General features: G+C 57.2%; 20 protein-coding genes. 7 read left to right on the top strand and 13 right to left on the bottom strand.

Annotated features, from left to right (window positions below; all coding sequences use genetic code 11):
• The first annotated feature begins 196 nt into the window (after positions 1-196).
• Positions 197-448: a hypothetical protein gene (locus CPH89_RS11180; RefSeq protein WP_053253765.1), complete on the top strand. Its 252-nt coding sequence runs from the start codon at positions 197-199 to the stop codon at positions 446-448.
• A 35-nt stretch (positions 449-483) separates the two neighbouring features.
• A complete protein-coding gene (locus CPH89_RS11175; RefSeq protein ID WP_053253798.1) occupies positions 484-837 on the top strand; it encodes a hypothetical protein in 354 nt (117 codons plus the stop codon).
• Between the two features lie 330 nt (positions 838-1,167).
• Here the strand turns inward: CPH89_RS11175 and CPH89_RS11170 are convergent, their stop codons facing one another.
• The 3 genes from CPH89_RS11170 to CPH89_RS11160 form a co-directional block, all read right to left on the bottom strand.
• A complete protein-coding gene (locus tag CPH89_RS11170) occupies positions 1,168-1,767 on the bottom strand; it encodes a hypothetical protein (protein ID WP_053253764.1) in 600 nt (199 codons plus the stop codon).
• Entirely contained in the window at positions 1,764-2,336 is a 573-nt protein-coding gene (locus CPH89_RS11165; protein WP_053253763.1) for an RNA polymerase sigma factor, read from the bottom strand. The genes CPH89_RS11170 and CPH89_RS11165 overlap by 4 nt, the downstream gene beginning before the upstream one ends.
• Before the next feature lie 88 nt (positions 2,337-2,424).
• Positions 2,425-4,059 carry a vWA domain-containing protein gene (locus CPH89_RS11160; RefSeq protein ID WP_053253762.1) on the bottom strand — a complete coding sequence of 545 codons (1,635 nt, stop codon included), beginning with the start codon at positions 4,057-4,059 and terminating at the stop codon, positions 2,425-2,427.
• 538 nt (positions 4,060-4,597) lie between these two features.
• On the opposite strand from CPH89_RS11160, the gene CPH89_RS11155 reads away from it, so the two are divergent.
• From CPH89_RS11155 to CPH89_RS11140, 4 genes are all read left to right on the top strand, one after another.
• On the top strand, positions 4,598-6,541 hold the full coding sequence (locus tag CPH89_RS11155; protein WP_232005439.1) for a M10 family metallopeptidase C-terminal domain-containing protein: 1,944 nt from the start codon (positions 4,598-4,600) through the stop codon (positions 6,539-6,541).
• Between the two features lie 96 nt (positions 6,542-6,637).
• The gene (locus CPH89_RS11150) at positions 6,638-8,008 is read left to right on the top strand and encodes a M10 family metallopeptidase C-terminal domain-containing protein (RefSeq protein WP_081006312.1); all 1,371 of its coding nucleotides are present in this window, start codon (positions 6,638-6,640) and stop codon (positions 8,006-8,008) included.
• Between the two features lie 93 nt (positions 8,009-8,101).
• Positions 8,102-10,309, top strand: a complete 2,208-nt coding sequence (locus CPH89_RS11145) for a M10 family metallopeptidase C-terminal domain-containing protein (RefSeq protein ID WP_053253759.1) — start codon at positions 8,102-8,104, stop codon at positions 10,307-10,309.
• A gap of 420 nt (positions 10,310-10,729) precedes the next feature.
• A complete protein-coding gene (locus tag CPH89_RS11140; protein ID WP_232005438.1) occupies positions 10,730-12,595 on the top strand; it encodes a M10 family metallopeptidase C-terminal domain-containing protein in 1,866 nt (621 codons plus the stop codon).
• 81 nt (positions 12,596-12,676) lie between these two features.
• On the opposite strand, the gene CPH89_RS11135 is transcribed toward CPH89_RS11140, so the two are convergent.
• From CPH89_RS11135 to CPH89_RS11115, 5 genes are all read right to left on the bottom strand, one after another.
• The gene (locus CPH89_RS11135) at positions 12,677-13,327 is read right to left on the bottom strand and encodes a DUF799 domain-containing protein (RefSeq protein ID WP_053253758.1); all 651 of its coding nucleotides are present in this window, start codon (positions 13,325-13,327) and stop codon (positions 12,677-12,679) included.
• Complete coding sequence (locus CPH89_RS11130; RefSeq protein WP_053253757.1) at positions 13,324-13,686, bottom strand: DUF4810 domain-containing protein; 363 nt, start codon at positions 13,684-13,686, stop codon at positions 13,324-13,326. Before CPH89_RS11130 ends, CPH89_RS11135 begins: the two co-directional genes overlap by 4 nt.
• A 29-nt stretch (positions 13,687-13,715) precedes the next feature.
• Positions 13,716-14,396, bottom strand: coding sequence for a CsgG/HfaB family protein (locus CPH89_RS11125; protein WP_053253756.1), 681 nt, complete (start codon positions 14,394-14,396; stop codon positions 13,716-13,718).
• A gap of 89 nt (positions 14,397-14,485) precedes the next feature.
• Positions 14,486-14,650, bottom strand: coding sequence for a hypothetical protein (locus CPH89_RS30115; protein WP_155512274.1), 165 nt, complete (start codon positions 14,648-14,650; stop codon positions 14,486-14,488).
• A gap of 1,432 nt (positions 14,651-16,082) precedes the next feature.
• Positions 16,083-18,647, bottom strand: a complete 2,565-nt coding sequence (locus CPH89_RS11115) for an autotransporter family protein (RefSeq protein WP_053253755.1) — start codon at positions 18,645-18,647, stop codon at positions 16,083-16,085.
• Positions 18,648-19,328: 681 nt separating this feature from the next.
• Here CPH89_RS11115 and CPH89_RS11110 point away from each other — a divergent pair.
• The gene (locus CPH89_RS11110; protein WP_017136667.1) at positions 19,329-19,583 is read left to right on the top strand and encodes a hypothetical protein; all 255 of its coding nucleotides are present in this window, start codon (positions 19,329-19,331) and stop codon (positions 19,581-19,583) included.
• A gap of 283 nt (positions 19,584-19,866) precedes the next feature.
• Here CPH89_RS11110 and CPH89_RS11105 read toward each other — a convergent pair whose 3' ends face one another.
• From CPH89_RS11105 to CPH89_RS11080, 5 genes are all read right to left on the bottom strand, one after another.
• Positions 19,867-20,286: a hypothetical protein gene (locus tag CPH89_RS11105; RefSeq protein ID WP_017136666.1), complete on the bottom strand. Its 420-nt coding sequence runs from the start codon at positions 20,284-20,286 to the stop codon at positions 19,867-19,869.
• Positions 20,287-20,361: 75 nt separating this feature from the next.
• Entirely contained in the window at positions 20,362-21,150 is a 789-nt protein-coding gene (lepB, locus tag CPH89_RS11100; RefSeq protein ID WP_053253754.1) for a signal peptidase I, read from the bottom strand.
• A gap of 126 nt (positions 21,151-21,276) precedes the next feature.
• Positions 21,277-21,873, bottom strand: coding sequence for an imm11 family protein (locus tag CPH89_RS11095; protein ID WP_053253753.1), 597 nt, complete (start codon positions 21,871-21,873; stop codon positions 21,277-21,279).
• Positions 21,874-22,363: 490 nt separating this feature from the next.
• A complete protein-coding gene (locus tag CPH89_RS11085; protein ID WP_053253752.1) occupies positions 22,364-22,849 on the bottom strand; it encodes a hypothetical protein in 486 nt (161 codons plus the stop codon).
• A gap of 413 nt (positions 22,850-23,262) precedes the next feature.
• On the bottom strand, positions 23,263-23,853 hold the full coding sequence (locus CPH89_RS11080) for a transposase (protein ID WP_232005437.1): 591 nt from the start codon (positions 23,851-23,853) through the stop codon (positions 23,263-23,265).
• Positions 23,854-23,912 lie beyond the last annotated feature (59 nt).

Raw genomic sequence — 23,912 nt, 5'->3', positions numbered from 1 at the left:
GCAACAGATACAGCCACCTTTACCGAAGCTGTAACGATGGCCCTTTTTCTTCAAGATCCTTTCAATTTCAACGATTGAAATTTCAGTAACTTCCAACGCCTCCCGCTAACTCGATCCCGCGGGTTTCATGCCCCGTGTCCTCAAGATATCCTCAGGGTCCCCAGCGACTTTTTTCAAAACCTGCCCGAGACCACCGATGAGTAACCTTCAGAAGCTGATAGAAAATGCCAAGTCGGGCTTGTCTGTTCAGGAAAAAATCTCTGCTGACGATTGGCAAGCAATCGCTAAGCAATGCGGCCCCTCTGAAATTGAAGAGATCGAACAGCGTATTGCCAGGTTACGAGCCGAGTTGGAAACGGTTGAGGAGTGGGACGGAGATACCCAAGATGACATACATCTTGCGATTTCCAGGTTCACCCAATTACTAAGGTCCGCGAAAGCACGATAGCGATGCTAGTGGCGATGGAACCACAAGGATTCAACATGAATAAATTCCTAATAGGCTTCACTTACCACGAGCCCGAACGCTGGGAGTTGTTTCAAAAAGGCATCATTGAAGACTGCGAGTCATCCACCGGCGTTTACGTCACGGCCCCTACGTTGGGGGAGGCAATAGCGTGGACAGAACGCATTGCTGAGGAACTCCTGCGGGTATCCAACTCGGACCCTTCCCTTGACTGGAAGTCATTGGGTTATGACTGCTGGGTAGTGGATGAGCCCAGCAACTCTGATTGGAGTCATTGCCTCGCCTTTTTCCAAGCTGTCGAGACAGGCTTTTTTCCAGATTTTGAGAAGATGGGGACGAGCGCTTACGGGAAGTGGGTCGAGGGTCGTTGAGGTTCGCACACTTAATCCTGCGAGCCCCGGTGAAGCGATCTTCACAGCCCATTTCTTTTGTCACAAACAGCGTTGGATACGTAGTGCGGGAATTACCAAGGTGCGCCCGCAGTCGTTCGTCATGGTGGCTAAATCGAGCGCCCTAAACGAGTGTGAGAGGAAGCAGTACGCTGCACCGTGTATGCCCATGTGTATGCCTAACCGAAACACTACCAGCCAGCCCCTTATAAACCGGCACTAAAAGCCTCCAGTTCAAACGACGCCCGGGCACCAGACACACACAAAAACGCCCCAGGCCGAAAGACCTGGGGCTTTTTTGTGGGCGGCGATTTAACGCTTCTGCAACGCCTCCAACCGCGCCGGCAGGTCTTCCTCGGGGAAGCGTTCATGCAGCGCCAGCAACTTCTCATCCGCCGCTTTGGTTGCTCCGGCCAGGCGCAGGTTCACAATTTCCTGCAAGCCCTCCTCCAACGACGGCAACGCCACCGGTGCGCGTTTGCTCAGTTTCACTGCCGGTGCATCGGCCATCGAGCTGGCGACTTCAGCCTGAACCGGCGGGGCGGCGGCCATGCGGGCCATAGGTGCGGGTGCGGGTGCCGAGAAGGCTTGCGGCGCCAGGCGTGCAGCTTCTGGTTGGGGCGCGGAGAACGTTGTTGTGGCCACTTCCTGGTGTGGCACGGGCGAGCGCATCACTACGCCGATCATCAGGGCCACACCGGCGACGGTGGCAAATGCCATTTGCCAGCGCGGGCGTTGGCAGGCGTGCAGCCAGCGTTGCCACAGGCTCGGCGGCGGCGGCGCCGGGGCTTCGCGGCGGGCGGCGGTGAGGATGAAGGCGTCGAGGGACGCAGGCGGTTCGCCGGTGGTGTGTTGACGAAAGTGTTGCAGCAACACGTCGTCGGCATCATCGGGGTGTCGGGAGTCGGTCATGCGGGTATCTCCTCGGCCAGCAGGCGGCGCAGTTTCTGCTGGGCGTAACGCAGGCGGCTTTTTACGGTTTCCAGCGGGGCGCCGGTGAGCGCGGCGATTTGCGGCACTTCGAGGTCGCCGTGCAGGCGCAGCAGGAAGACTTCGCGCTGGTCTTCGGGCAAGTCTTGCACTGCTGCGTCGAGGCGCGCCTGGTCGCGGCTCAGGCTCAATTGCTGCTCAGGGCCGGCGCTGTCGTCGGCCTGGGCGTGCAGTTGCTCGTCGTAGCTGTCATGCAAAGGGTTGTGGATGCCGTGCTTGCGCCAGTGATCAATCAGGCGGTTGCGGGCGATCTGAAACAGCCACGTGCGAAAACTCGCCCGCCCCTGTGGCTGGCTGCTGCTACGAATCAGGCTGAGCCAGGTTTCCTGGTAAACCTCTTCAGCCAGTTCGGCCTTGTTGCTCAGTGATACAAGAAACCGGTACAGGCCTTGGCGATGCCGCGCGTACAAGGCCTCGAACGCGGCAGTGTCACCGGCTCGGTAACGGGCCAGCAGCGATTCGTCGCTGGGTGAATCATCTGGAACGACCATGTTAAGTGGCGAACTCCTTTGGAGACGTTAAAACCTTTCAATGGTGGGAGCCGGGCAAGCCAGCTCCCACCTTGGTGCTTCGCGGGGCCTACGATCCGTGTTTGAGGCTCTGCGCCAATGTCACCAGTTGCACGAACTCGTTGCGCAGCCCGAACGGGTCATCCCCGCGCGCCGAGCGGGCCAGTGCGGCGGTGTCCTGCAAACGCATGCTGCCAGTGTAGCGGCCATCCCCCTTGAGCTGTTGGGCGAAGGCCGCCACAGCAGCGGCGAAGCGCAAATCGTCGCTGGCCTGGCGGGTTTGGTTGCCGATGGGCCGCTCAATCAACTGGCTGGCACCGCCCGCCGCCGGTGTGTAGCGCACCCGCAACATCGCCAGCTCAGCGGAGGTGTTTTCGACCGCAGGGGCCGTGGCGTAACGCAAGGGCTCCAACCAACCCTTCTCGCCCTTCGGCACAATTTCGTACAACGCGGTCAGCGTATGCCCTGCGCCGATCTCACCGGCGTCGACCTTGTCGTTGTTAAAATCCTCACGCTTCAAGGCACGGTTTTCGTAGCCGAGCAGCCGGTACTCACTGACCTGCGACGGATTGAATTCCACCTGCAGTTTCACATCCCGCGCCACCACCGCCAGGGTCGAGCTGAGTTGGTCCACCAGCACCTTGCGCGCTTCACGCAGGTTGTCGATGTAGGCGTAGTTGCCATCGCCCGCGTCAGCCAATTGCTCCATCAGGTGCTCGTTGTAGTTATCCACACCGAAGCCCAAAGTGGTCAGGGATACACCACTTTTGCGTTGGTCGACGGCCATTTGCTTAAGGCTGTCGAAGTCGCTGACGCCCACATTGAAGTCACCATCGGTGGCCAGCAGGATGCGGTTGATGCCCTTGTCGATAAAACCTGCGCGGGCCATCTGGTAGGCCAGTTCGATGCCGGATGCGCCCGCCGTCGAGCCGCCTGCGGCAAGTTGGTCGATGGCGTTGCGGATCGTGGTTTTTTCGCGGCCGGAGGTCGGCTCGAGAACCACACGGGATTCACCGGCATAAACCACCAGCGACACACGGTCTTGATCACGCAACTGATCCACCAGCAGTTTCAGCGTGCTTTTCACCAGTGGCAACCCTTCGCGGCGGTCCATGGAGCCGGAGACATCCACCAGAAACACCAGGTTGGCCGGCGCCAGATCCGTCACCGCGCGATCAGACGCCTTGATGCCGATGCGCAACAATCGGGTGTGCGGGTTCCACGGCGTCGCGGCGACTTCGGTGGTTACGCCAAAAGGTGAGCCGTCGGTGGGCAGTGCATAGGTGTAGGGGAAGTAGTTGACCATTTCCTCCAGCCGCACAGCACCGTCAGGCGGCAGGCGGCCTTGGTTGAGGAAACGCCTCACGTTGGCGTAACTGCCGGTGTCGACGTCTGCACTGAAGGTCGACACCGGGTTGCTTGCCACGCTGTAGACCGGGTTGTCGGGCAGGTTCTGGTACTGCTCTCGAGGCGCGTCCCGATAGGCCAACGCCACCGACTCGTGCATGACCTTTTGCGAGGCCATCAATACAGGGGCCGCAGCACGCTTGGCCAAGGCACCCTCAGGGCTTGGAGATGGAGGCGTTTCGGCGACAGGCTTGGCGGCCTCTCGAGACGATGACAGCCCGCAGCCGACGAGCGTCGCCAACACGGTAACGACAAGGCTGCAGCCGATGGGACGCAGCAATAAAGGAGCCTGTGACATGGCGCTGAACCTCAACAGTGAATAGTCCGTTCATAGCTTCAGACGTGAGGTACGCCAGGTTCGGGTTAATGATCGATATTTTCTCGCGGAACCCGCGTGTCGGCTCCGCGTATAAAAAGCGGTCAGGCATTTAACAATGTTGAGTCCACAACCCCTTACCTGCCTGTGGGAAATCCTGGCAACAACAACGCTTGAACACCCTGCCCCCCCGCGCATGCTTATAAAGGCTTTAACAAAAGCCTTCAGACTGTAAGTGTTCCTGTATGTCTAAAAGAAACAAAATAAACACGACTGAAAACTGTACTTTCAACTATTCGAATAGCACGTTAAAAATCGGCACACCACACGCAAGCCTTAAACTAAAAACAAACAACCCTGCTGTTGCAAATCATGTTGCAACGACCCACCGATACATTCGAGAAACAAATAACCCGTTGGCTATTTATTTATAGGATGCGAAGGTACTTACAGCACACGGACATGTACTCTCCAAACAGAAAAGGAATCCATCCCACAACAAAAACCATGGGTTACTCCTATGAGACTCGACTTCAGGCCTTCTTTATTCCAACAGCCGAACCCGACTGAACATTTCTTGCCGCCGATCCTAAAGCCCGTTGCTCAGCAGACGTTCAACTACTCGATCTTTCGTCCGTTTCTGCAACCGTTCTTACAGCATCCGTTCGTGCGTATTTTTATACATCCGATTATTCAGCCTCCCTTCGTACGTCCGGTTATTCAGCCACCTACACGCCCACCCATTAATCCAATCACTACCACCGCCCCCACGCCATCCGAGCCCCTCACCACGCGTAACTGGGACGGAAAAGACCCAACATTGCGGCCCGATGACCCCTATGTGGCCAGCCTGAATAAACGCTCTTTCGATGCGCGCCAGGCAAGCGACAACCTCACGCGGGAAGGCGCCAAGTGGGATGACCTGAATGGAGACGGCAGAACCTCTGTTGCCTACTCGTTCAACACAGGTTTCGGACAGTTCGATGAACGGCAAAAAGCACAGGCGCGGCTTGCCATGCAGGCGTGGAGCGACGTGTCCAATCTCGCCTTCGAAGAAAACGGGCCTCGCAGAGAGGGGAAAATGTCGTTTGGCATATCGAACACCGAGTCGGTTGCCAGCGGCTATTACCCCAGCAACCACCCCTATGGAGGCTCGACCTGGTACAACCCCAACCGGGTCACGCGTCAAACCTTGCTGCATGAAACAGGTCACGCCCTCGGCCTGTCACATGGCGGCAATTACAATGGCAGCCTGCACACAAGCCAGTGGAACCATGCACAGGATTCGAAAGCCCACACCGTCATGAGCTATTTCTGGGCGGATAAAAGTGGCAAAACCCACGGCGGCAACACCCCTGTGGCGCCGATGATGGATGACATTTCCGCTATTCAAAAACTGTATGGCGTCAATCGTCAAATCCGCCAGGAAAACACCACCTACGGGTTCAATTCCAACAGCCAGCGGGACTACTACACCCTCAACTCCAACCGCGATAATGCGGTGTTCTGCGTATGGGACGGCGGCGGTATCGACACTCTGGACGTCTCTGGCTACGGTTCCAACCAGACCATCAACCTCAAGGCCGGCTCGTTCTCGGATGTCGGCGGGCTCAAGGGCAACGTGTCCATCGCCCGGGGTGTCACCCTGGAAAATGCCATCGGCGGTTCAGGCAACGACGCTCTGATCGGTAACGAGGCTGACAATCGGCTCACCGGCGGCGCAGGCGGTGACCGGCTGCGGGGTGGCGGCGGCGCAGACACCTTCGTTTACAACAGGGCCAGTGACTCCACGCCGGATAACCCGGATGTGCTCATGGACTTCATCAGCGGCACCGACAAAATCGATGTATCCAGGGCCATGAAGCACGCCAATGTCGCCAGCCTGGCCTTTGTCAGCGAAATGACCGGCAAGGCGGGGGATGCGGTACTCATCCATGACGCCAGCGGCAACAAAGGTAGCGTGGCGATCGACCTGACGGGCGACGGCAAAGCCGACCTGTTGATCCGAACCCACGGGCAAGTCAAACCAGGGGATATTGTTCAGTCCGCAGGTGCCGTAACCCTTGATACTCAGGCGGACACGCCGAGTAATCGCGCCACATTGACGCCCCCCAGGCACCATCGTTCGAGTACATACACTTACGAAAAGGCCAGCGACTCGACCTATCACAATGCGGATCTGCTCCAGGATTTTGTCAGTGGCCAAGACAAGATTGATCTCACCGGTTTGATTAACAACACCGGCGTTCACCTTCAACTGGTCGAGCGCTACACCGGCCGCATTGGTGACACCCTCGTGAAGTTTAACGCGTACAGCGGTCGCTACTTCGTGGGCGTGGACTTGACGGGTAATCGCCGAACAGACTTTCTGATCAAGAGCACTCAACGCATAAAACCTGAAGACGTCATCGGTGTACCTAAACGCCCCAACGCTCGGGCCAACGCGTTTTCACGGGCCAGGTAAACCCCTGCGTTAAAGACATTAACGCCTGAAGAACCCCATTCACCCATGAGCCTTAACGTTCACGCTTCACTGTGCCTATAAAAAGGATTCAAGTAGATGTTGCCAGTTAGTCAATCGTCTTACCCGGTACGTCCAGTCATATACGCCAATCAACCCCCTGATGTCGTAAAGGCCCCCGCATTGGCGTCCTACACCACCGATCAAGCTGCCCGGCAACTGCTGCGTACCAGTCATGAACGAGGGTTTAAATGGCAAGACCGCAACCGCGACGGCGTAGTGGATATTGCCTATGAGTTTTTCACTCCCGACAACCCGCACGCGGTCAGCCATGTCCCCAAGGGCGCCAGTGAATTAAGTGAGCATCAAAAGAAACTGGCGCGTATGTCCATGCAAGCCTGGGCCGACGTCGCCCGTATCACCTTTTCGGAAAACAGCGCCAGTACCGAAGGCCGACTGACCCTGGGGCTTTACGCAGGTGACGGCGAGTCCTATGCGTCCCTGCCCTATCCCCGGGACGTCAAAAAAGGTGGCGAGGCATGGCTGGACAAAGGGCATGCGCAACCCAGCACGGACCGCTACGACCGTCAGGTCATGGCACATGAAATTGGTCATACGCTGGGCCTGGATCACCCAGGGGACTACAGCCAACAACCCGCCGCGCGCCATTATCTGCAGGACACTCAAGCCTACAGCCTGATGAGTTACAACCCCGAGATCCGCAGCGGTCAAAACTTCTCGAAAAACGGTGAATGGACCCACTACCCGACGGCGCCGATGCTGCATGGCATTGCGGCTGTGCAGGCGCTCTACGGCTCGAACCACAAGACCCGTAGCGGCAACACCGTTTACGGCTTCAACTCCAATACCGATCGCGACTATTACAGCCTCACGTCATCACGCGACGCGCCAGTCTTTTGCATATGGGACGGCGGCGGCATCGATACGCTCGACTGTTCCGGCTTTGACAAGCAGCAAACCCTCAACTTGAACGCCGAAGCGTTCTCTGATGTTGGCGGAATGAAAGGCAATGTCTCCATCGCCAAAGGCGTGACCCTGGAAAATGCCATTGGTGGCACCCATAACGACACGTTAATCGGCAACAACGCGAACAACCGGCTAACGGGCGGTGGCGGCGCTGACACCCTGAGAGGCGGCGGCGGCGCTGACGTTTTTGTCTACGACAAGGCGAGCGACTCGACTGCGGCCAGCGCCGACCTGATCACCGACTTTGTCAGTGGCAGAGACAAGATCGACCTCACGGGCTTGAGCAAAGCAACCCTTACTCAGCTGCGACTGGTGCGCGCCTACACAGGGCGCGCGGGCGACACCATCGTGAGATTCAACCCGTACAGCCAGCGCTATTTTGTGGCCATTGACCTGACCGGAAATGGCCAGACGGACTTTTTGGTCAAGAGCACCCGGTTGATCAGGCCTCACGATATTACCGGCCTTAATACCCCCCGATAACCGTTCAAGTGAAGGCGCTGCTTGAGCGTTCGCGCCTGAAGCAGTGCCTGACTTCGTCGATAGCGTTAACGACTGATCAGAAGGTAAAAATCCATGCTCAGAACCAACCCGTCCCCTATCACGCCTGCTTTTTCGAATGCCCAGGCCGCCGCGCCGAACAGCCAAGCGGCCAGCACGCCTACAAGCCTGAGCAACCCAAAAAAATCCTACAATACCGATCAGGCCGCAGAACAAATCACCCGATTGGGCTACCGCTGGAAGAACATAAACCGTGACGGCACTACGCACATTTCCTACCAGTTTTTCACCCCGTCCATCGCTACGTTCAATTCGCCCAAGGGCGCCAATGAATTTACCGCCGGCCAGAAAAGTGACGCAAGGCGCGCAATGCAGCTCTGGTCAGATGTGGCCAATGTCACCTTCAGGCAAAACGCCCCCTACGCCGAAGGGAAAATGTTATTAGGCAACGACCCCCACCTCCGGTTTGCCGGAGCAGGCTCCTACCCAGGCATCTACAGGGACGGCACGCAGGTCTGGATCGCTTCCGATGGCAAGGAAAGAGCACTGAGCCAAGACCATTTCGAGCAATGGCTCATGAACCATGAAATCGGGCATACCCTGGGCCTGCTGCATCCCGGTCATTACAATGGCGCCGGTGCCAGCTACGCCACCGATGCAGGGTATGCCGAAGACACCCGGGCCTACAGCATCATGAGCTACTGGTGGGAAGGCAATCTCGGCCATGACTTCGCCAAGCAACAGCGCACGTACTACCCCTGCACCCCAATGATGGACGACATCACCGCCGTGCAAAAACTGTATGGCGCCAATTACACCACCCGCAACACCGACACCACCTACGGCTTCAACGCCAACGCCGGGCGCCAAGCGTTCAGCCTGCGATCTTCAACGGATGCCCCCGTATTCTGCATATGGGACGGCGGCGGTCATGACACCCTGGACTTCTCCGGTTTCCACCAAAACCAGCGCATCAACCTCAAGGCCCAACACTTTTCTGATGTCGGCGGCATGCGAGGCAACGTCTCCATTGCCAATGGCGTAACCATCGAAAATGCGATCGGCGGCTCGGGGGATGACCTGCTCACGGGTAACGCTGCGAACAATCGCCTCAAAGGTGGCGCAGGCGCTGACGTGCTGACCGGCGGGGCCGGGGCCGATACGTTTATCTACGACAAGGCCAGCGACTCGACCCGGGATCGCTCCGACCTGCTCAGTGACTTCAGCAGTGGGCAGGACAAAATCGATGTATCCGGGGCATTGCGTGAGGCGCGTGTAGAGAGTCTGCGCTTTGTGGCACGGTTTAGCGGCCGGGCGGGCGAAGCGGTGTTGGGCTACAACCCCAGCACCCGGGAAAGCAGCCTGGCCATCGACTTGAACGGCAACGGCAACGCCGACCTGTTCATCAGGAGCAGCCGTGCAATCAAGGCCAGCGATGTGATCGTCAATGGTTCAACGGCCCACCGGCTGCTGCCACCCGCACCGCCAGCCACCTCATCATTGCCCACGGTCTCTTGGCCCGCAGTCAAAATCAACGCCCCGCAGCGCGCACCGTTTTCCCTGCAGAACTGGTCCAGTGAGTCGCTCAAGAACTCCCCCATGTATGCCTCTGCCAAGGCGGTGGGCAGCATCCGCGAGGTGACCGTGGTGCGCGACTCATGGGGCTACGAGCGGGTTCACTACACGACGTTGGGCACCGGCTCGCTGATCGACTCAGGCGCCAGCGTATTGACCAACAAACACGTGCATGACGCACTCGCCAAAGGCAGCAAGCTGGAACTGTGGCTGGGGTACACCGAAGATCCAGGCGGCCGCATGCGCGTTGAACGCAAGGTGCCGCTGGACAGCCGCGCGATCAACAGCGACGCGCACCTGGATTACGCCGAATTGCGGGTCGACTTGCCCCAGGCGCAGATCAGCACGCTGGCCAAGCAGTTCCCGCCGCTCAAACTGGCCGATAACCCACAGGCCCAAGCCGGACAAAAAATCTTTATGCCCAACCACGGCCAACAAGGTCAGGGTATTTCTTTCCTGAACGCCGACGGCAAGCCCACCACCCTGTTGGGGCTCAGCACCGACAGCGGTCCCCAAAGCACCTTCTATCATGACGCCTACAAAATACCGGGCACGTCCGGTTCTCCGCTGATATCCGCCGACAGCGGCGAAATCATCGCGCTGCACTACGGTTCAATCATCGGCCAAGTGGGCAATAGCCACGCCTCAAGAGGCGCCGCGACACGCGCTGAGCTGATCCAGCAGCACCGCAAACAGCGGCGCCTGTGATGGCGGGTATTCGGGTGAGCCGCATCCGCCGCGAAGCGCGGCGGCAGCTTGCCCGGTGCCCGTTACAACGTCGCTGTTCAGTTCGTCAGCGGGGCCGCTTCGGCAGGCTTGTGCACATCAGGGTAGGAGGCCGGATAAAGTCTGAACCTCGTGAAGGAATAGTTCACGTACACGATCAGACACAGCATTTTAGAAGCAAGGATTCAGGCTCAACTTTCTTGGGTAAATCCGATACAGCCCACGCAAAAAAATACTGTTTGTTGTTCAGCCAGCAATCGCTGGAATAAAAACCCTAGTTAACATTTCGAAATGAAAACACACTGCACATAACATCTTTTCAAGATCAGCACAGACACTTACTTAGACACATATCTGAACATTGGAAATCCAAATCGCCGTTGATAACTTCATCCAACGCAAATGGAAACTGCGGGCGTCACCGAGAAGGGAAAACACAACTATCCGGCAAGAGTTATTACTTTGAAAATACACCCTGGAAAACTTTCCTATCCGCTCAATTCGCTTGCTGCCCAACCGGCCGAGCGTTCCTCTCGCCTTTCCGATTCCCGGCCGTTTGTCCAACCTTCAACCCAGCACCGTTTCGTGCGCCCGCACGCCCGACAAACTGTTCAGGCCGGTCGTCAATGGGATAGCTCGGCTGCGAGCGCAGGGAACACCAATGGCAGCCAGTACGACGCAACCCTGCGCGCGGACGACCCGCACCTAGGCAAAGCCAACAGGCTGTCCTTTGATAAGCAACAGGCCATTGAGCAGCTCACACGGAAGACAACCACATGGCAGGACTTGAACCAAAACAATAAAACCGAGATTAGCTATTACTTCAAATACGAGCAGGGTATTGGATTCAACGCACATCAAAAACAGGAAGCCCGGCGCTCCATCGAGTCCTGGGGCGACGTGGCCAATCTAACGTTCACTGAAAACGGCGGCTCGGCGGAAGGGCAGTTGACCTTCAAAATATCCGACGCCGTCAGCGTTGCCGACGGCGCCTTCCCTTACAGCCGCTTCATGGGCAGCCAAGGCGGGGATACCCGCTACAACCAAAATTATGTGGCACGGCCCCACATAACCCATGAAGTTGGACACGCCCTCGGCCTGAGGCACCCGGGTGACTACGACGGTAAGCCAGACGATACGAAACGAATCTATGCCCAAGACTCCAAGGCCCATACCATCATGAGCTATTACGACGCTCAAACCAGTGGCAAACGTGTCAGATATGACCTGATGGCCCCCATGATGGATGACATCAGTGCGATCCAACACAAGTACGGTGCCAATTATAAAACCCGCCGGGAAAACAACATTTACGGGTTTAACTCCAATACCGGGCGGGATTACTACTCACTGAACAGCAACCGCGATAGCGCTGCTTTTTGCATATGGGACGGTGCCGGTAACGACACGCTTGACGCCTCGGGTTACCACACCAACCAGGTTATCAACCTCAGGGCGGGGTCGTTCTCCGACGTGGGTAACGGGCAAGGTAACGTCTCGATCGCCCGGGGTTGCACTATCGAAAACGCCATTGGCGGTTCAGGTGCTGATGCGCTGATCGGTAACGATGAAGATAACCGGCTTACTGGCGGGGCCAGCGCTGATCGTTTACGCGGTGGCAGGGGCGCCGACAGTTTTGTGTACCACCACGCCAGTGACTCCACGCCGCAAAACCCGGATGAAATCATGGATTTCACCAGCGGCACCGACAAGATCGATGTAACGGGTGCGTTGAGGAGTGCCGGCCTGTCTTCCGTGTCGGTCGTCAATGCCTGGAGCGGCAAAGCCGGTGAGGCGCTGCTCACCTACGATGAAAGAAGCGGCATGGGTTCGGTGGCCATCGACCTGAACGGCAATGGTAGAGCAGACCTATTGATCAAGACCCATGGGCGGGTCAAGCCCACAGACATCACCCCGTTGTACAAACGCGAGCTGCCTGCACGTGGTGCGCGGCCTGTGACACCCACTGCGATAAGACCGCGTGTTGTCTTCCACAGCGCCCGCGACTCAGGTGTTGCCAACGCCCGGTTACTGACGAACTTCAACAGTGGCGCCGACCTGATTGACCTGCGTGCAATCGAGAAAGAAGCGAATAAGCGCCTCACCTCCGTCAAACAATTTACCGGCAAGGTCGGGGAGACCATCGTGAGCTTTAACCCACACAGCAACCGCTACTTCGTCGCAATCGACTTAACCGGCAACCGTACAACGGACTTCCTGGTGAAAAGTACGCATGTGATCAAGCCGAAAGACATTCTGGTGAACTGATAACAAAACGTGAGAAGCCCACCGCGAAAGCTGTGCTGACCCGAGGGCCAGCAGAGCCTTCTACCCGGTTGAACCGTTAACTCAGTCCGTACCGTATTTCGGGTTACGCGGACCGTACAAAATCCCCGTACGCTGCCCGGCCGACAGCAAACGCACACTGGCGATACCGGCAATCGGGTGCGCGGCATCGGTAGAGCTGTTGATCACCTGCTTGACCGCCGCCGAGATCAGCATGCCCACCAGGCCGCCGCTGTTGTTGTTGCCTTCCTCGCTGGAAGCACGTGCCGAACCGGTCCACAAGGTGGTGCCGGTGCGCAGTTCTACCAGCTTGGCCGAGGCGGTCACGGAGGTGTCGCTGGAAATCAGCATGTACTTGGTGCCGTACTCGCTGACGGTGATGTACAGCGCCGCATCCGCACCAAAGATGTCATGCAGCTTGGCCGGTGCCACGCCCTGGATATCGTTGGCGGTGGTCAGGCCGTTCTGGCGGAAGGTTTCGTCCACCAGGGCAATCGGCAGCACGTAGTAGCCCGCTTCGGCCAACGGGTAGGTGACCTGCGAAACCAGGCTATAGGACGCCTGCACTTCCGGCGATTCATTGATCGGCGGCAGTACCAGGATCGACTTCGGCCGGGCCTGTTTATACGCCGTGTAATCAATGGTCTTGGGCGCCGCGCAGCCGCCGAGCAACGCCAGGGCGAGCAAGGCGCCGGTGAGTTTTAACAGGCTCATTTGGCAGCGACTCCGGTTTTGGCGTTTTTCAGCAGAAAGTCCATGTACGAAGCCGACTCGGGGAACAGTGCCTTCTCGGTGCGAAACTCCTGCACCATCTGGTCATCCTTGCCCATGCTCAGGTACAGCATGCCCAGGTGCGCGTGGTAACCCGGCGGCGCCTTGCGGCCACTGGCGTTGATCTTTTGCAGATCGCGCTCCAGTGCTTCCACCTGTGCTTCCTTGGGCTCACCCTTGAAGTACTCGTAAACCTCTGCCTGGTAGCTTTCCCATTGATACAGGGGTTGGGGCGCCGTCTGGCACCCGGCGACCGTTGCGATTGCTGTCAGCATCAGCGCCAACTTAACTGCCTTGCTCATCCTTGTACTGCTCCTTGAGGTGCTGCTGATCAGTTGCGCGGGTTCCAGGCGCCGGCATTGATGCCGTCGACGAGGCGGTTGATTGCTTCGCGCATGGCCAGGTCGAGGACCTTGCCATTGAGGGTGGAGTCATAGCTGGCGGTGCCGCCGAAGCCCACGATTTCACGGTTGGACAGGGCGTACTCACCGGCGCCCTGGGTGGAATACACCACTTCGGACGTGCTGATGTTGACGATATTGAGCGCGACCTTGGCGTAAGCCACCTGGGTTTTGCCACGGCCGAGAATGCCGAACAGCTGGCGGTCGCCGGTCTCTTTGCGGCCGAACTCGGTCACGTCGCCGGTCACTACATAGTCAGCGCCCTTCAGCTTCTGCACGGTGCCTTTGATCGCGGCTTCCTGGGAGATTTCGCCCATGTTGTCGCGGTCCAGCACGCTGAAGCGGTTGGTCTGCTGCAAGTGGGTGATCAGGATGGTCTTGGCCTGGCCACCGAGGCGATCGACGCCATCGGAGAAGATGCCGCGCATATAACTGGAACGGTTATCGAACTTGCCTACGGCAATCGGTACACGTACGCCGGAATAGGCCACGCTGGCGCTGGCGACTTGTTCCACCGGCATCGCGCGATTGCTCTCCGTGGCGCAACCGGCCACGGTCAGCAGCGCTGCGGCGGCAACGCCCGACAGCAGGATTTTGGACAGTGTTTTCACAGGGTGCTCCTAGGGTGAGAGGTCCGTGGTTGCAGCAGGTGAACCAGCGGGAGGGACTGTTGTGTACGTCATCTACGCTGTGGCAGCGATCAGAATTTGCTGAAAAAATGCGCGATCTTGCCCAGCGCCGCAACATCGAACGTGTCGGGCCAGCAGGTAGGTGTTTTGGCAAGGATGACCGGCGCAGAACAGCCCGGTTGGACAGTGCAGCCCGCCATCAGGCAGGTGACTGGGAGAAAAGCAGAAATGCGCATTGCTTGATTCGTCCTTGAAAAATGCGATGTAGCCAATGCCGCGACATTTTACGGGGTTGCCCGGTGTACTCAAGCGGTTTTGCTGCCAAGTGGGCGTTCACCGCCCAACGGCAACGCCCGCCTCGTCGGCGGTTCTAGCCAGGCGCACCAACATTTTGCGGTGGCCAACGGGCCGAACAACCTGCAGCCCCCCGCGGCCGAGCACAGTGGAGTGCGGCCAATCTGACAGACACAGATACAAAAGTGGGAGCGGGCTTGCTCGCGAAGGCGGTGGGTCAGTCACGTGAGGTATCGACTGGTCTACCGCTATCGCGAGCAAGCCCGCTCCCACAGGGGTTTGGTGGTGTTGGCTGTTCTTGTGGTACTGGCTGATGTAGCGGGCAGAGTACGGCCATCTGACAGACGCAGATCCAAATGTGGGAGCGGGCTTGCCCGCGAAAGCGGTGTGCCAGCCAATGCATAGATCGACTGACCCGCCGCCTTCGCGGGCAAGCCCGCTCCCACAGGGGTTCGGTGGTGTTGGCTTGAAACGTGTGCGCACTGTCGACAGCTGCGCTGAAAGCAAAACCCAGCTACCTGAAACACCTCTATCCAAATGTGGGAGCGGGCTTGCTCGCGAAAGCGGTGTGCCAGCCAATGCATAGATCGACTGACCCGCCGCCTTCGCGGGCAAGCCCGCTCCCACAGGGGTTCGGTGGTGTTGGCTTGGAACGTGTGCCGCACTGTCGACAGCTGAGCTGAAAGCAAAACCCAGCTACCTGAAACACCTCTATCCAAATGTGGGAGCGGGCTTGCTCGCGAAAGCGGTGTGCCAGCCAATGCATAGATCGACTGACCCGCCGCCTTCGCGAGCAAGCCCGCTCCCACAGGGGTTCGGTGGTGTTGGCTTGGAACGTGTGCCGCACTGTCGACAGCTGCGCTGAAAGCAAAACCCAGCTACCTGAAACACCTCTATCCAAATGTGGGAGCGGGCTTGCTCGCGAAAGCGGTGTGCCAGCCAATGCATAGATCGACTGACCCGCCGCCTTCGCGGGCAAGCCCGCTCCCACAGGGGTTCGGTGGTGTTGGCTTGGAACGTGTGCCGCACTGTCGACAGCTGAGCTGAAAGCAAAACCCAGCTACCTGAAACACCTCTATCCAAATGTGGGAGCGGGCTTGCTCGCGAAAGCGGTGTGCCAGCCAATGCATAGATCGACTGACCCGCCGCCTTCGCGGGCAAGCCCACTCCCACAGGGGTTCGGTGGTGTTGGCTTGGAGCGCGTAACGCACTGTCGACAGCTGCGCTGAAAGCAAAACCCAGCTACCTGAAACACCTCTATCCAAATGTGGGAGCGGGCTTGCTCGCGAAAGCGGTGTGCCAGCCAATGCATAGATCGACTGACCCGCCGCCTTCGCGGGCAAGCCCGCTCCCACAGGGGTTTGGCGTTGGGGCTTAGAACGCGTAACGCGCTTTGAGCATCACGCCATCGGCGTCAAAGCCACTGCGCGCCTGGCGGGTGTAGCTGGCGCCCACGGTGAAGTCCGAGACCTGGTAGTTCACGCCCACACTCGCCTCGTAGCTGTCACGCGCCACCGACGCGCCGGTGGTGGTGAACGCCGCACCACCCGCCACAAAGTTGGAGGTTTGCGCGACGCGATCACCCATCAGGTCGTGGTACGCCATCAAGGTCGCTTCCGGTTGCAGGCTACCCGCGCCCATCGGCAGGTTGCCGGCCAGGCGAAGACCGGCGCCCAACTCACCCACTTCATAACGCTGCGAACGGGTGCTCAGTGCCGCCGCCGAACCTTTCTCGTCGAAGCCATCCATGCGCACGTTGGCATAACGCGCCGCCACGCGCGGTTCGATTACCACGGCCTGCGACGGCTTGAAGCTGTAGCCGCCGATCACGCTGGCTGCCAACACATTGCTGTCGTAACTGCCCTTGGCCGTGGTGCCGGCCACATGGCGTTTGCTGTCGTTGTCGTTGTGGCCGTAGCTGAGGCTGCCGTCGACAAACCAGTTTTGCAGCGCCCAGTTGCCATACAGCGACAGCGCGTGGCCCTCGACGTCGGTCTTGTTGCCCAGGTCCGAATGGATGTTGGAATTAAGGTAGCTGTAAGCCACGCCCAGGGTGGTGGTGTCGTTCAAACGCCCGTCCACACCCACGGCCATGCCGCTGCTGTTGGCCGAGTAACCGTTGTTACCGCCGCGCCCATCCTGGTCCATGTTGCTGCTCAAACCCTGCACCCACACGCCGCCGGTTTGATGGCCTTCGCGCTGGTCGGTAAGGCGGTTGAAGATTGCGCCATTGATAACAGTCTGCCCCGACAACGCCACATCCAGCGCGCCACGGTTGACGTCCGGCTTGAGCTGCTCGCTCACTTGAGCAAGCTGTTGCGCAGTCCCGGCGTTGGCGAGGGACTGGAACACTGGGTCGTTCTGGTTCAGCCCGCCGAGCACCTCGTTCTTGAACGTATTCACCGCCGTGGCCGCTGCGGCGCTGGCACCTGCACCGGCAAGTTCCTGCTGCACTTGCTGGTTGTCTTTAACTGCGACGACAGCCTTGACCGTTTGCGCATCCGCCGAGTAGCTCAGCACGTTGAGCAGCGATGACGAACTGGCAACCGACAGGCCGTTGTTCTGCACACTGGTGGCCTGCAACAGGGTGTATTGAGTGCCGTTATTGGTGCGCGCAAAGTCGCCTGGCTGCGCACTCACCGTGAGCTTCGACGCCTGGGCGAAATTAGCCGTACCGTTGACCGACAGATACGGCGTGGTCGGCACCACGCTGTCGGCCAGGTGCATATCAATGCCCGCACCGCTGGCGACGTTAAGGTTGCCGCTGATCGTGGTACCGGGCGCGGCCAGGTTCAACGAGCCGGAATTAATCGAGACCGGCGCGATGATGCGCTGGCCGGCAAAATCAGCTTGGCCGGCGACATTCACCGCACTCAGGTTGAGCAAGTCGCCGGTGATTTTGCCGCCCGTCCAGTTCAGCGTGGCAAGGTTGGCGGCGTCGATGGCCGTGCCGGATTTGCTGCGGATCTCGCCTGCTTGCTGGTTGATCTCGAAGGGCGAAGTCTGGTCGCGGGCATTGACCAGGATCGCGGTGCTGTCGGCACTGATCAGACCCCGGTTGATAACGCCGCGCGCGCCCGACTGCGGGTTCTGGGTAAAGGTCGCCCCAGTCAGATGCACAGCCACCGCATTGGCGCCGTTGGCTTCAATCGTGCCGGTGTTGAGCAAGTAATCGAAGGTGCCGGAGTTGAACTGTACGGCCCTGGCCATGCCACCGTTGACCGTCACCACACCGCTGTTTTCTATACGCAGGTCACTGGTGTCGGTTTCAACTTCAATGCCCAACGCCTCTTCACCCGTGACGCGGATGGTGCCGGAGTTGAGGATTTTGCCGCCGACGGTCACCGGCATGTTGTTATGGGTGTCCAGGATCAGGCCGTAGCCGTAGATGGAAGTGACATCAATCAGGCCGGAGTTGATCACGTCACCACCGACGGTCGTACCATTGAGGTACATGCCCTCGCCGTCACTGTCCGACCCCGGCACGTCAACGGCGACGATAGTCCCGGAGTTGATCACGCTGCCGCCAATGTTCGCGGCGCCCACCTCAAAACCTTCGGCCCAGGTCTGGTTGGTGAGCCTGATCGTACCGGCCTGGATCACATCACCGGTGATCGTGCCGCCACGGGCACGCAGATCAGAGTCCAGCGCGCCATCCACCACAAAACCACGAATGTTGAGGCCACTGCCATCAATGTTGTAGTCGGCACGGTTGATCAGCGAACCCTGAACATTGGTCTCGGCAACACTGGCCCCATCGACATTACGCTGGGTGGCCACCACATTGCGCGACCCGACCAAGGTGACAGGCTCGTTGAACACCTGACCTTTCCACTTGTTCTGGCCGCTGCTCACGTCGAATTCCACCGCAGCAACATGCGCGGCGCCTGCGCTGACCATCAGGGCCAGCAGGGTTTTCTGGAACGGCTTGCGCTTCATTTCAAACTCCATGAACTACAGTCAAAGCCGCCAATACGCCCGGCGGCTGTAGGTGTACTGAGCGAGGGATCAGATGATCCGAATGCATTCCCCCAAGGCACTTTGCTGAACCACAGGCGCGGGCAATCGCACCGCAGTCGGTGGTGGCAGACAAGGGAATGGGGAGGCGAAGTTCACATTAATCCTTAATGTCGTTTTAAAACGCTGCAGTCCATGCAGCCCGACCGGTTGCGGGTGGGCGGGGTAAAGACCCAGGCTTGAGGGAAATGGTTCCTTTTGCGGTAGGAAACTTCCCCAAACTACCGAGGGTTTGCCTGATATCCGTGAGCGGACGGCGGAATGCGTTGGGGATGGTGGGGTTGGGGATAGGCGAAAGGAGGTTGGGTCAGGGCGTTGGTGCCTTGCGTGGGTTTGGGTGGGGGGCTTATAGTCCGGCCCGTCGCCCATATGGCGATCAGGTTTGGCGACCTGACAACAGAGTGCAAAAGCAACCCGCTTCCATGCAGGTGTTTTTGCACCCGCAAAGCTGTGCATGTTATGGCGGCTGTGCGCGGGAGACCTTCGGGTCTGCCGGTTACTCTGTTCCGGTTCGCCAACCTGCGTACAGCTGCCACCCATTCGTTTGGCGACGAATGCGTGGTGGCTTAATCCACTAACAGAGTACTGAAAATGAACCAATACATGCCCCTAACGGGCCACGACTGCACCGTCCCCGCTCTGCTTATCGACACCAGCGCGCCCCTCGACGTGCTCCACGACGCCGCCGCGTACCGGATTCGCGCCGTCACGCAACTGTTGGAAAACCTGGCCTTCCGCGAACAGCTCAGCAGCGATGCTGTGGTGCTTCAAGACTTCGCCCAACTACTGGCTATACCGCTGCGGGATGGGTGTGATTTGCTGGATGTCATTATTCGCAGGCTTAACAGCGTCAACTGACCGCGACAGGGCGGCTGACGAGTTGCCCTGTTAATGGTGAGGCAGTGAATAGGTGCGGGCCACGCTTGGGCAGTAAAAGTGGCCTGTCGCCTATGCAGCCTTGGCGCTGTGAAAAGCATGCACTGGGGGAAAAGGGAACGGATTTATTTTATAGCCCTTAAATAACTCTATCCGCTTTGTACCCTGATGCCGAAACGTTCGGTGGCAAGGGCCGAAATCAGAAAAAATGGCCACTCTACGAAGATTAAGTAAGTGCCATTCAAATCCGTGCCCTTTTTCTGCTCTATTTCCTCCCGGCGCAAATCTGCTCCCAGCCTTTCACGATGGTGCCGGTGTACTTGCCACAGGTCGCCCCTTCCAAATTCGCGTCGAGCGCGTCGCGCTCAGGCGCAAGCCATACCGCGTCGGCCAAGTACACCGCGCCCGCTGCCAGCAGCAGAACCACGGCCACCCGCGTCACCATGTAGCGCGCCGTGGCCCGAGGCGTGCGCAAGCGCTCGAACACAAATGCGAACAGCAGCCCAATGCCACACATCAGGAAACCGCCCAGCGCCGCTCCGAAAGCGCCGGCGGTAGAGCTGTCGAAGGAGCCCCACGCCAACATACAAACGCTTGCACTGACGAACATCAGCAGCAGGCACAACCCCTGCACCAACCGCCATCCGACTACCGCTAAACCTGCCATCTGAACCTCACGTGTCATGGGAACCTCGTACCTATATGCGCCGGCTCATTCAAAAAACGTGGTCTGACCCCAATATCTCACCAATATCTCTCTTCAAGGGAACGTGGTACCGATGCGCCCCAGGTCACCCGAGAACCAGATGCCGGTCACTTTGCCGACCACATCCTCATCGGCCACCTGGCCCATGAAGCGGCTGTCATTGCTCACATCGCGGTTGTCGCCCAATAAGTACACATGGCCTGGCTCGACGCGCAGAGGCGCCAGCGTAAGGGAATAGTCCTTTTTGACGCGCTCGGCCGGTGCATGGAACAACCCCAGGTTCTCGCCGTTGCGGATCAACTCGCCATTGACGATCGCCAGCGTGTCGCCGCCAATGCCCGCCACGCGCTTGACCGCCTCAGTGCCGTCCCAGCGGTACACCACGATATCGCCCACCTTGGGCGCACCTGGCCGCAGGTCAGAGATGATGTAGTCGCCAACCGACAGCGTAGGTGCCATCGAGCCCGACGGTATGAAGTAGTTTTTGAAGCCTAGCAGCGGCGCGCGAAACACCTCGAATAGGAGCAAGGTGATCACGATCAGCACACCCACGTAGAGCACATGGAAACGCTTGCGTGGCAGGCCTGGCGGGCCGTCGTAACGGCGGGCAAGCACAGCGGAGGCAATCGCGGTGGCCAGCTTGAGCGTGATGATAAAAGCGATGAATACATACAGCCCGACAGGCGTGGCGGCCAACCCGCTCACCCCCATCAGCACAACGCCGATATACATCAGCGCCGCCACCCGGATGGCCCATTTGATACGGCCGACGTACACCAACCCCCAGCCTGCAAACAAGCAGGACATCAGAAAGGCGAGGAGCGAGAACTTGCTGGATTTCATTGGTCATCCTTGATGAGAGGCGAAAAGGGGCAGATTTATTTAATTAACAAAGCACTCGAAAAATCAAATAAATCCGTCCACTTTTTTCTTTTGGCTGATGCCTATTTTTTGCTCTTCTGATTTTCTTTATGCAACAGTAACCTTATCGCCATTAACCGACTCAAATACCGCCCCCACCACTCCTGCTGCCTCAAATCGAAGTTTCACATCTTCGCTTACTACAATCGCACCCAAATATTTTTTAATCCTAAAAATATGAAAATCACCTACTTTTGACTCATCTATGGCCAAATTATAAAACGCGCGGTATTGACCAGCCATGTCTGGGCGCACAGGATCATTCACTGAAAACTTTGTAAACCTTGAAGACTCTTCATCTACACAATCTATTTGTGTTTCTATGATCATTAGAAAATAATTTTGCGAAACGTGTTTCCCTTCGATATCAACGGGCTCAAAGACCACATTATGATAAGTTTGATCGACTTCAGACAAACCTATGAGTGAATTTCGAGCTCTCTCACTCAGAACAGGAACACTCGCGTAGCCCGCTAGAGAATAATCAATTTCAACGCCGTCGAACCTGACATCGAGCGTATATCTGCCAGGCTCCATGAAATTAAGGGGTGGATTACTAAAGTTCCAATTATCCACGTGCCTCACATCGCCGAGCACCCACTTTCCGGAAATAGAAAGATCCTGACGCAGCAAATAATATTTCATATCAATCCCTAGTCAGCTACTTATTAACTTCACTACCCACTATAGGAAATAGGGGTCAGACCACTATTCTTAAACTTTTAACACACACTTTTCCGGGCGTCCTGACACACTCGGCGAAACTCCTTTACCTAATATCTGCGCAATCTCTGACGCAAACTTCTGATCGCCCAAAACATAATTGCCGTTTGTAGAAGATCGAATTTGTTCTATCAACTCAGGTGAAAGCCGATCCAGGAATGTTGACCGGTAAGCTTCGGCTCGTTGCGCGGCGCCGCTACCTAAGTCGCTATAAACTGCATGCGGACTTATAAAGCCTGATAGCTCGCCCTGTGCGTTTGCCCTATAGCTGGTCCAACGGTAGTCGCCCGGATGAGCAACCATACCCGCTCTGACCGGGTTCATTTCGATAGGGCGGAAAGGGGACAGATTTATTTAATTAACAAAGCACTCGTAAAATTAAATAAATCCGTCCCCTTTCCCCTCCATCAAATCACACATTAGAAAGCTTCCACAGTATCGCGTAAGGCAGCTCTTCATCAACAATATCATGCAAGCGAAAATAATAAACAGCCAATGAGCTTTCTAAGCCCTTATGAACAAATGCACCATCAGACATAACACGATAGGAGGCGTACTCAATAAATTTGTCAGAACCAAGAGAGCCAAGAGCATTTTTTATCTGACTATAGGTCTCCCCCGCCCCAACTGGAAGCAATTCAGGCGGCGGCCGGCATACGGCCATGTCATCATTTTCAACATCCCTGTAGTAGGCTCTTCTAAATGCAGGCTCACTGCAGGCCCAGTAGAGGGATAGCAAACGAAGTTTTTCCTCTCCCTCATCAGAAAAAGCGTCAGCTAAAAAATACTGATCGTCTGAAATTTTGTATGCACCGTCGCCCATAGCGATAACGCATTGCTCCCGTTCAACAACGACGTCCCCTACCTTTGACTTGCACAGCGATGACCATTCTTTCATGTTAAATACCTCAAGCCTACTGTGGCCATTTGAATATTCGACCTTCGACCCTGCCAGCCTTAAGCGCGCTCTCCGCGGCTGCTTTGGCCGATCCCTCCGGCATATTTTTAACGGAGTTTATGATCTCTGACTGCCAGGCCTTTAACTTTGAATCTGGTAAGGAAGTCGGATAGCTTCCGCCAGGAGCACGATACTTGGCGTCCCAGACGATCACAGATCGCGATGATGGATCATACGTAATGTAATCTGCACCTGGAAGTGACGCTTTCCCAGGTCCGGAAATTGGTGTTTGCCCCGATTCAATAGCCTGACTCCAGCCACGAGCCTCCCCAATTGCTCCGTTTAACTCAGAATATGGGCTGCGTCCGTTATTAACTTTTGCAACGGAAAATAGGGGTCAGACCACTATTCTTCTATTCTTTTAACTCATACTTTTTTGGGCGTCCTGACACACCCTGCGAAACTCTTTTACCTAATGCGTGCGCGATCTCGGACGCAAACTTCTGATCGCCCAAAACATAATTACCGTTTGTAGAAGATCGGATTTGTTCTATCAGCCCAGGTGAAAGTCGATCATTGAATAAAGACCGGTAAGCTTCGGCTCGTTGCGCGCTGCCGCTACCTAAGTCGCTATAAACTGCATGCGAGCTTATAAAGCCTGATAGCTCGCCCTGCGCGTTTGTCCTATAGCTGGTCCAACGGTAGTCGCCCGGATGAGCAACCATACCCGCTCTGACCGGGTTCATTTCGATATATCGATAGCAAGCTAAAACATAGTTGTCTTGTTGAACCAAATAGGAGCGGAAACGGCCTTCCCACAACGTGACCGTACGTTGATATGTTCGATTGACATATTGAACGTAGCGTTGCCCCAGCCCCTTCATAAGCAGGCCAGCCCCCGCGCAGCAGGTCGGAGTCAACAACAAGTGAACATGATTTGTCATCCAGCACAATGCGTGAACTTTACAGCCATACAGTTCAGCAAGCACGGCTAATGTATCCATGTAAAAATATAGTCTTTATCTGAATAAAAACACGCAGCCCGATTGTTTCCCCGCTGAAT

Origin of the sequence: Pseudomonas fluorescens (assembly GCF_900215245.1) — a bacterium.
Classification (GTDB): Bacteria; Pseudomonadota; Gammaproteobacteria; order Pseudomonadales; family Pseudomonadaceae; genus Aquipseudomonas; species Aquipseudomonas fluorescens.
Note: the sequence above shows the minus strand (reverse complement) of the source record. Positions and strands in the feature narration are given on the sequence as shown.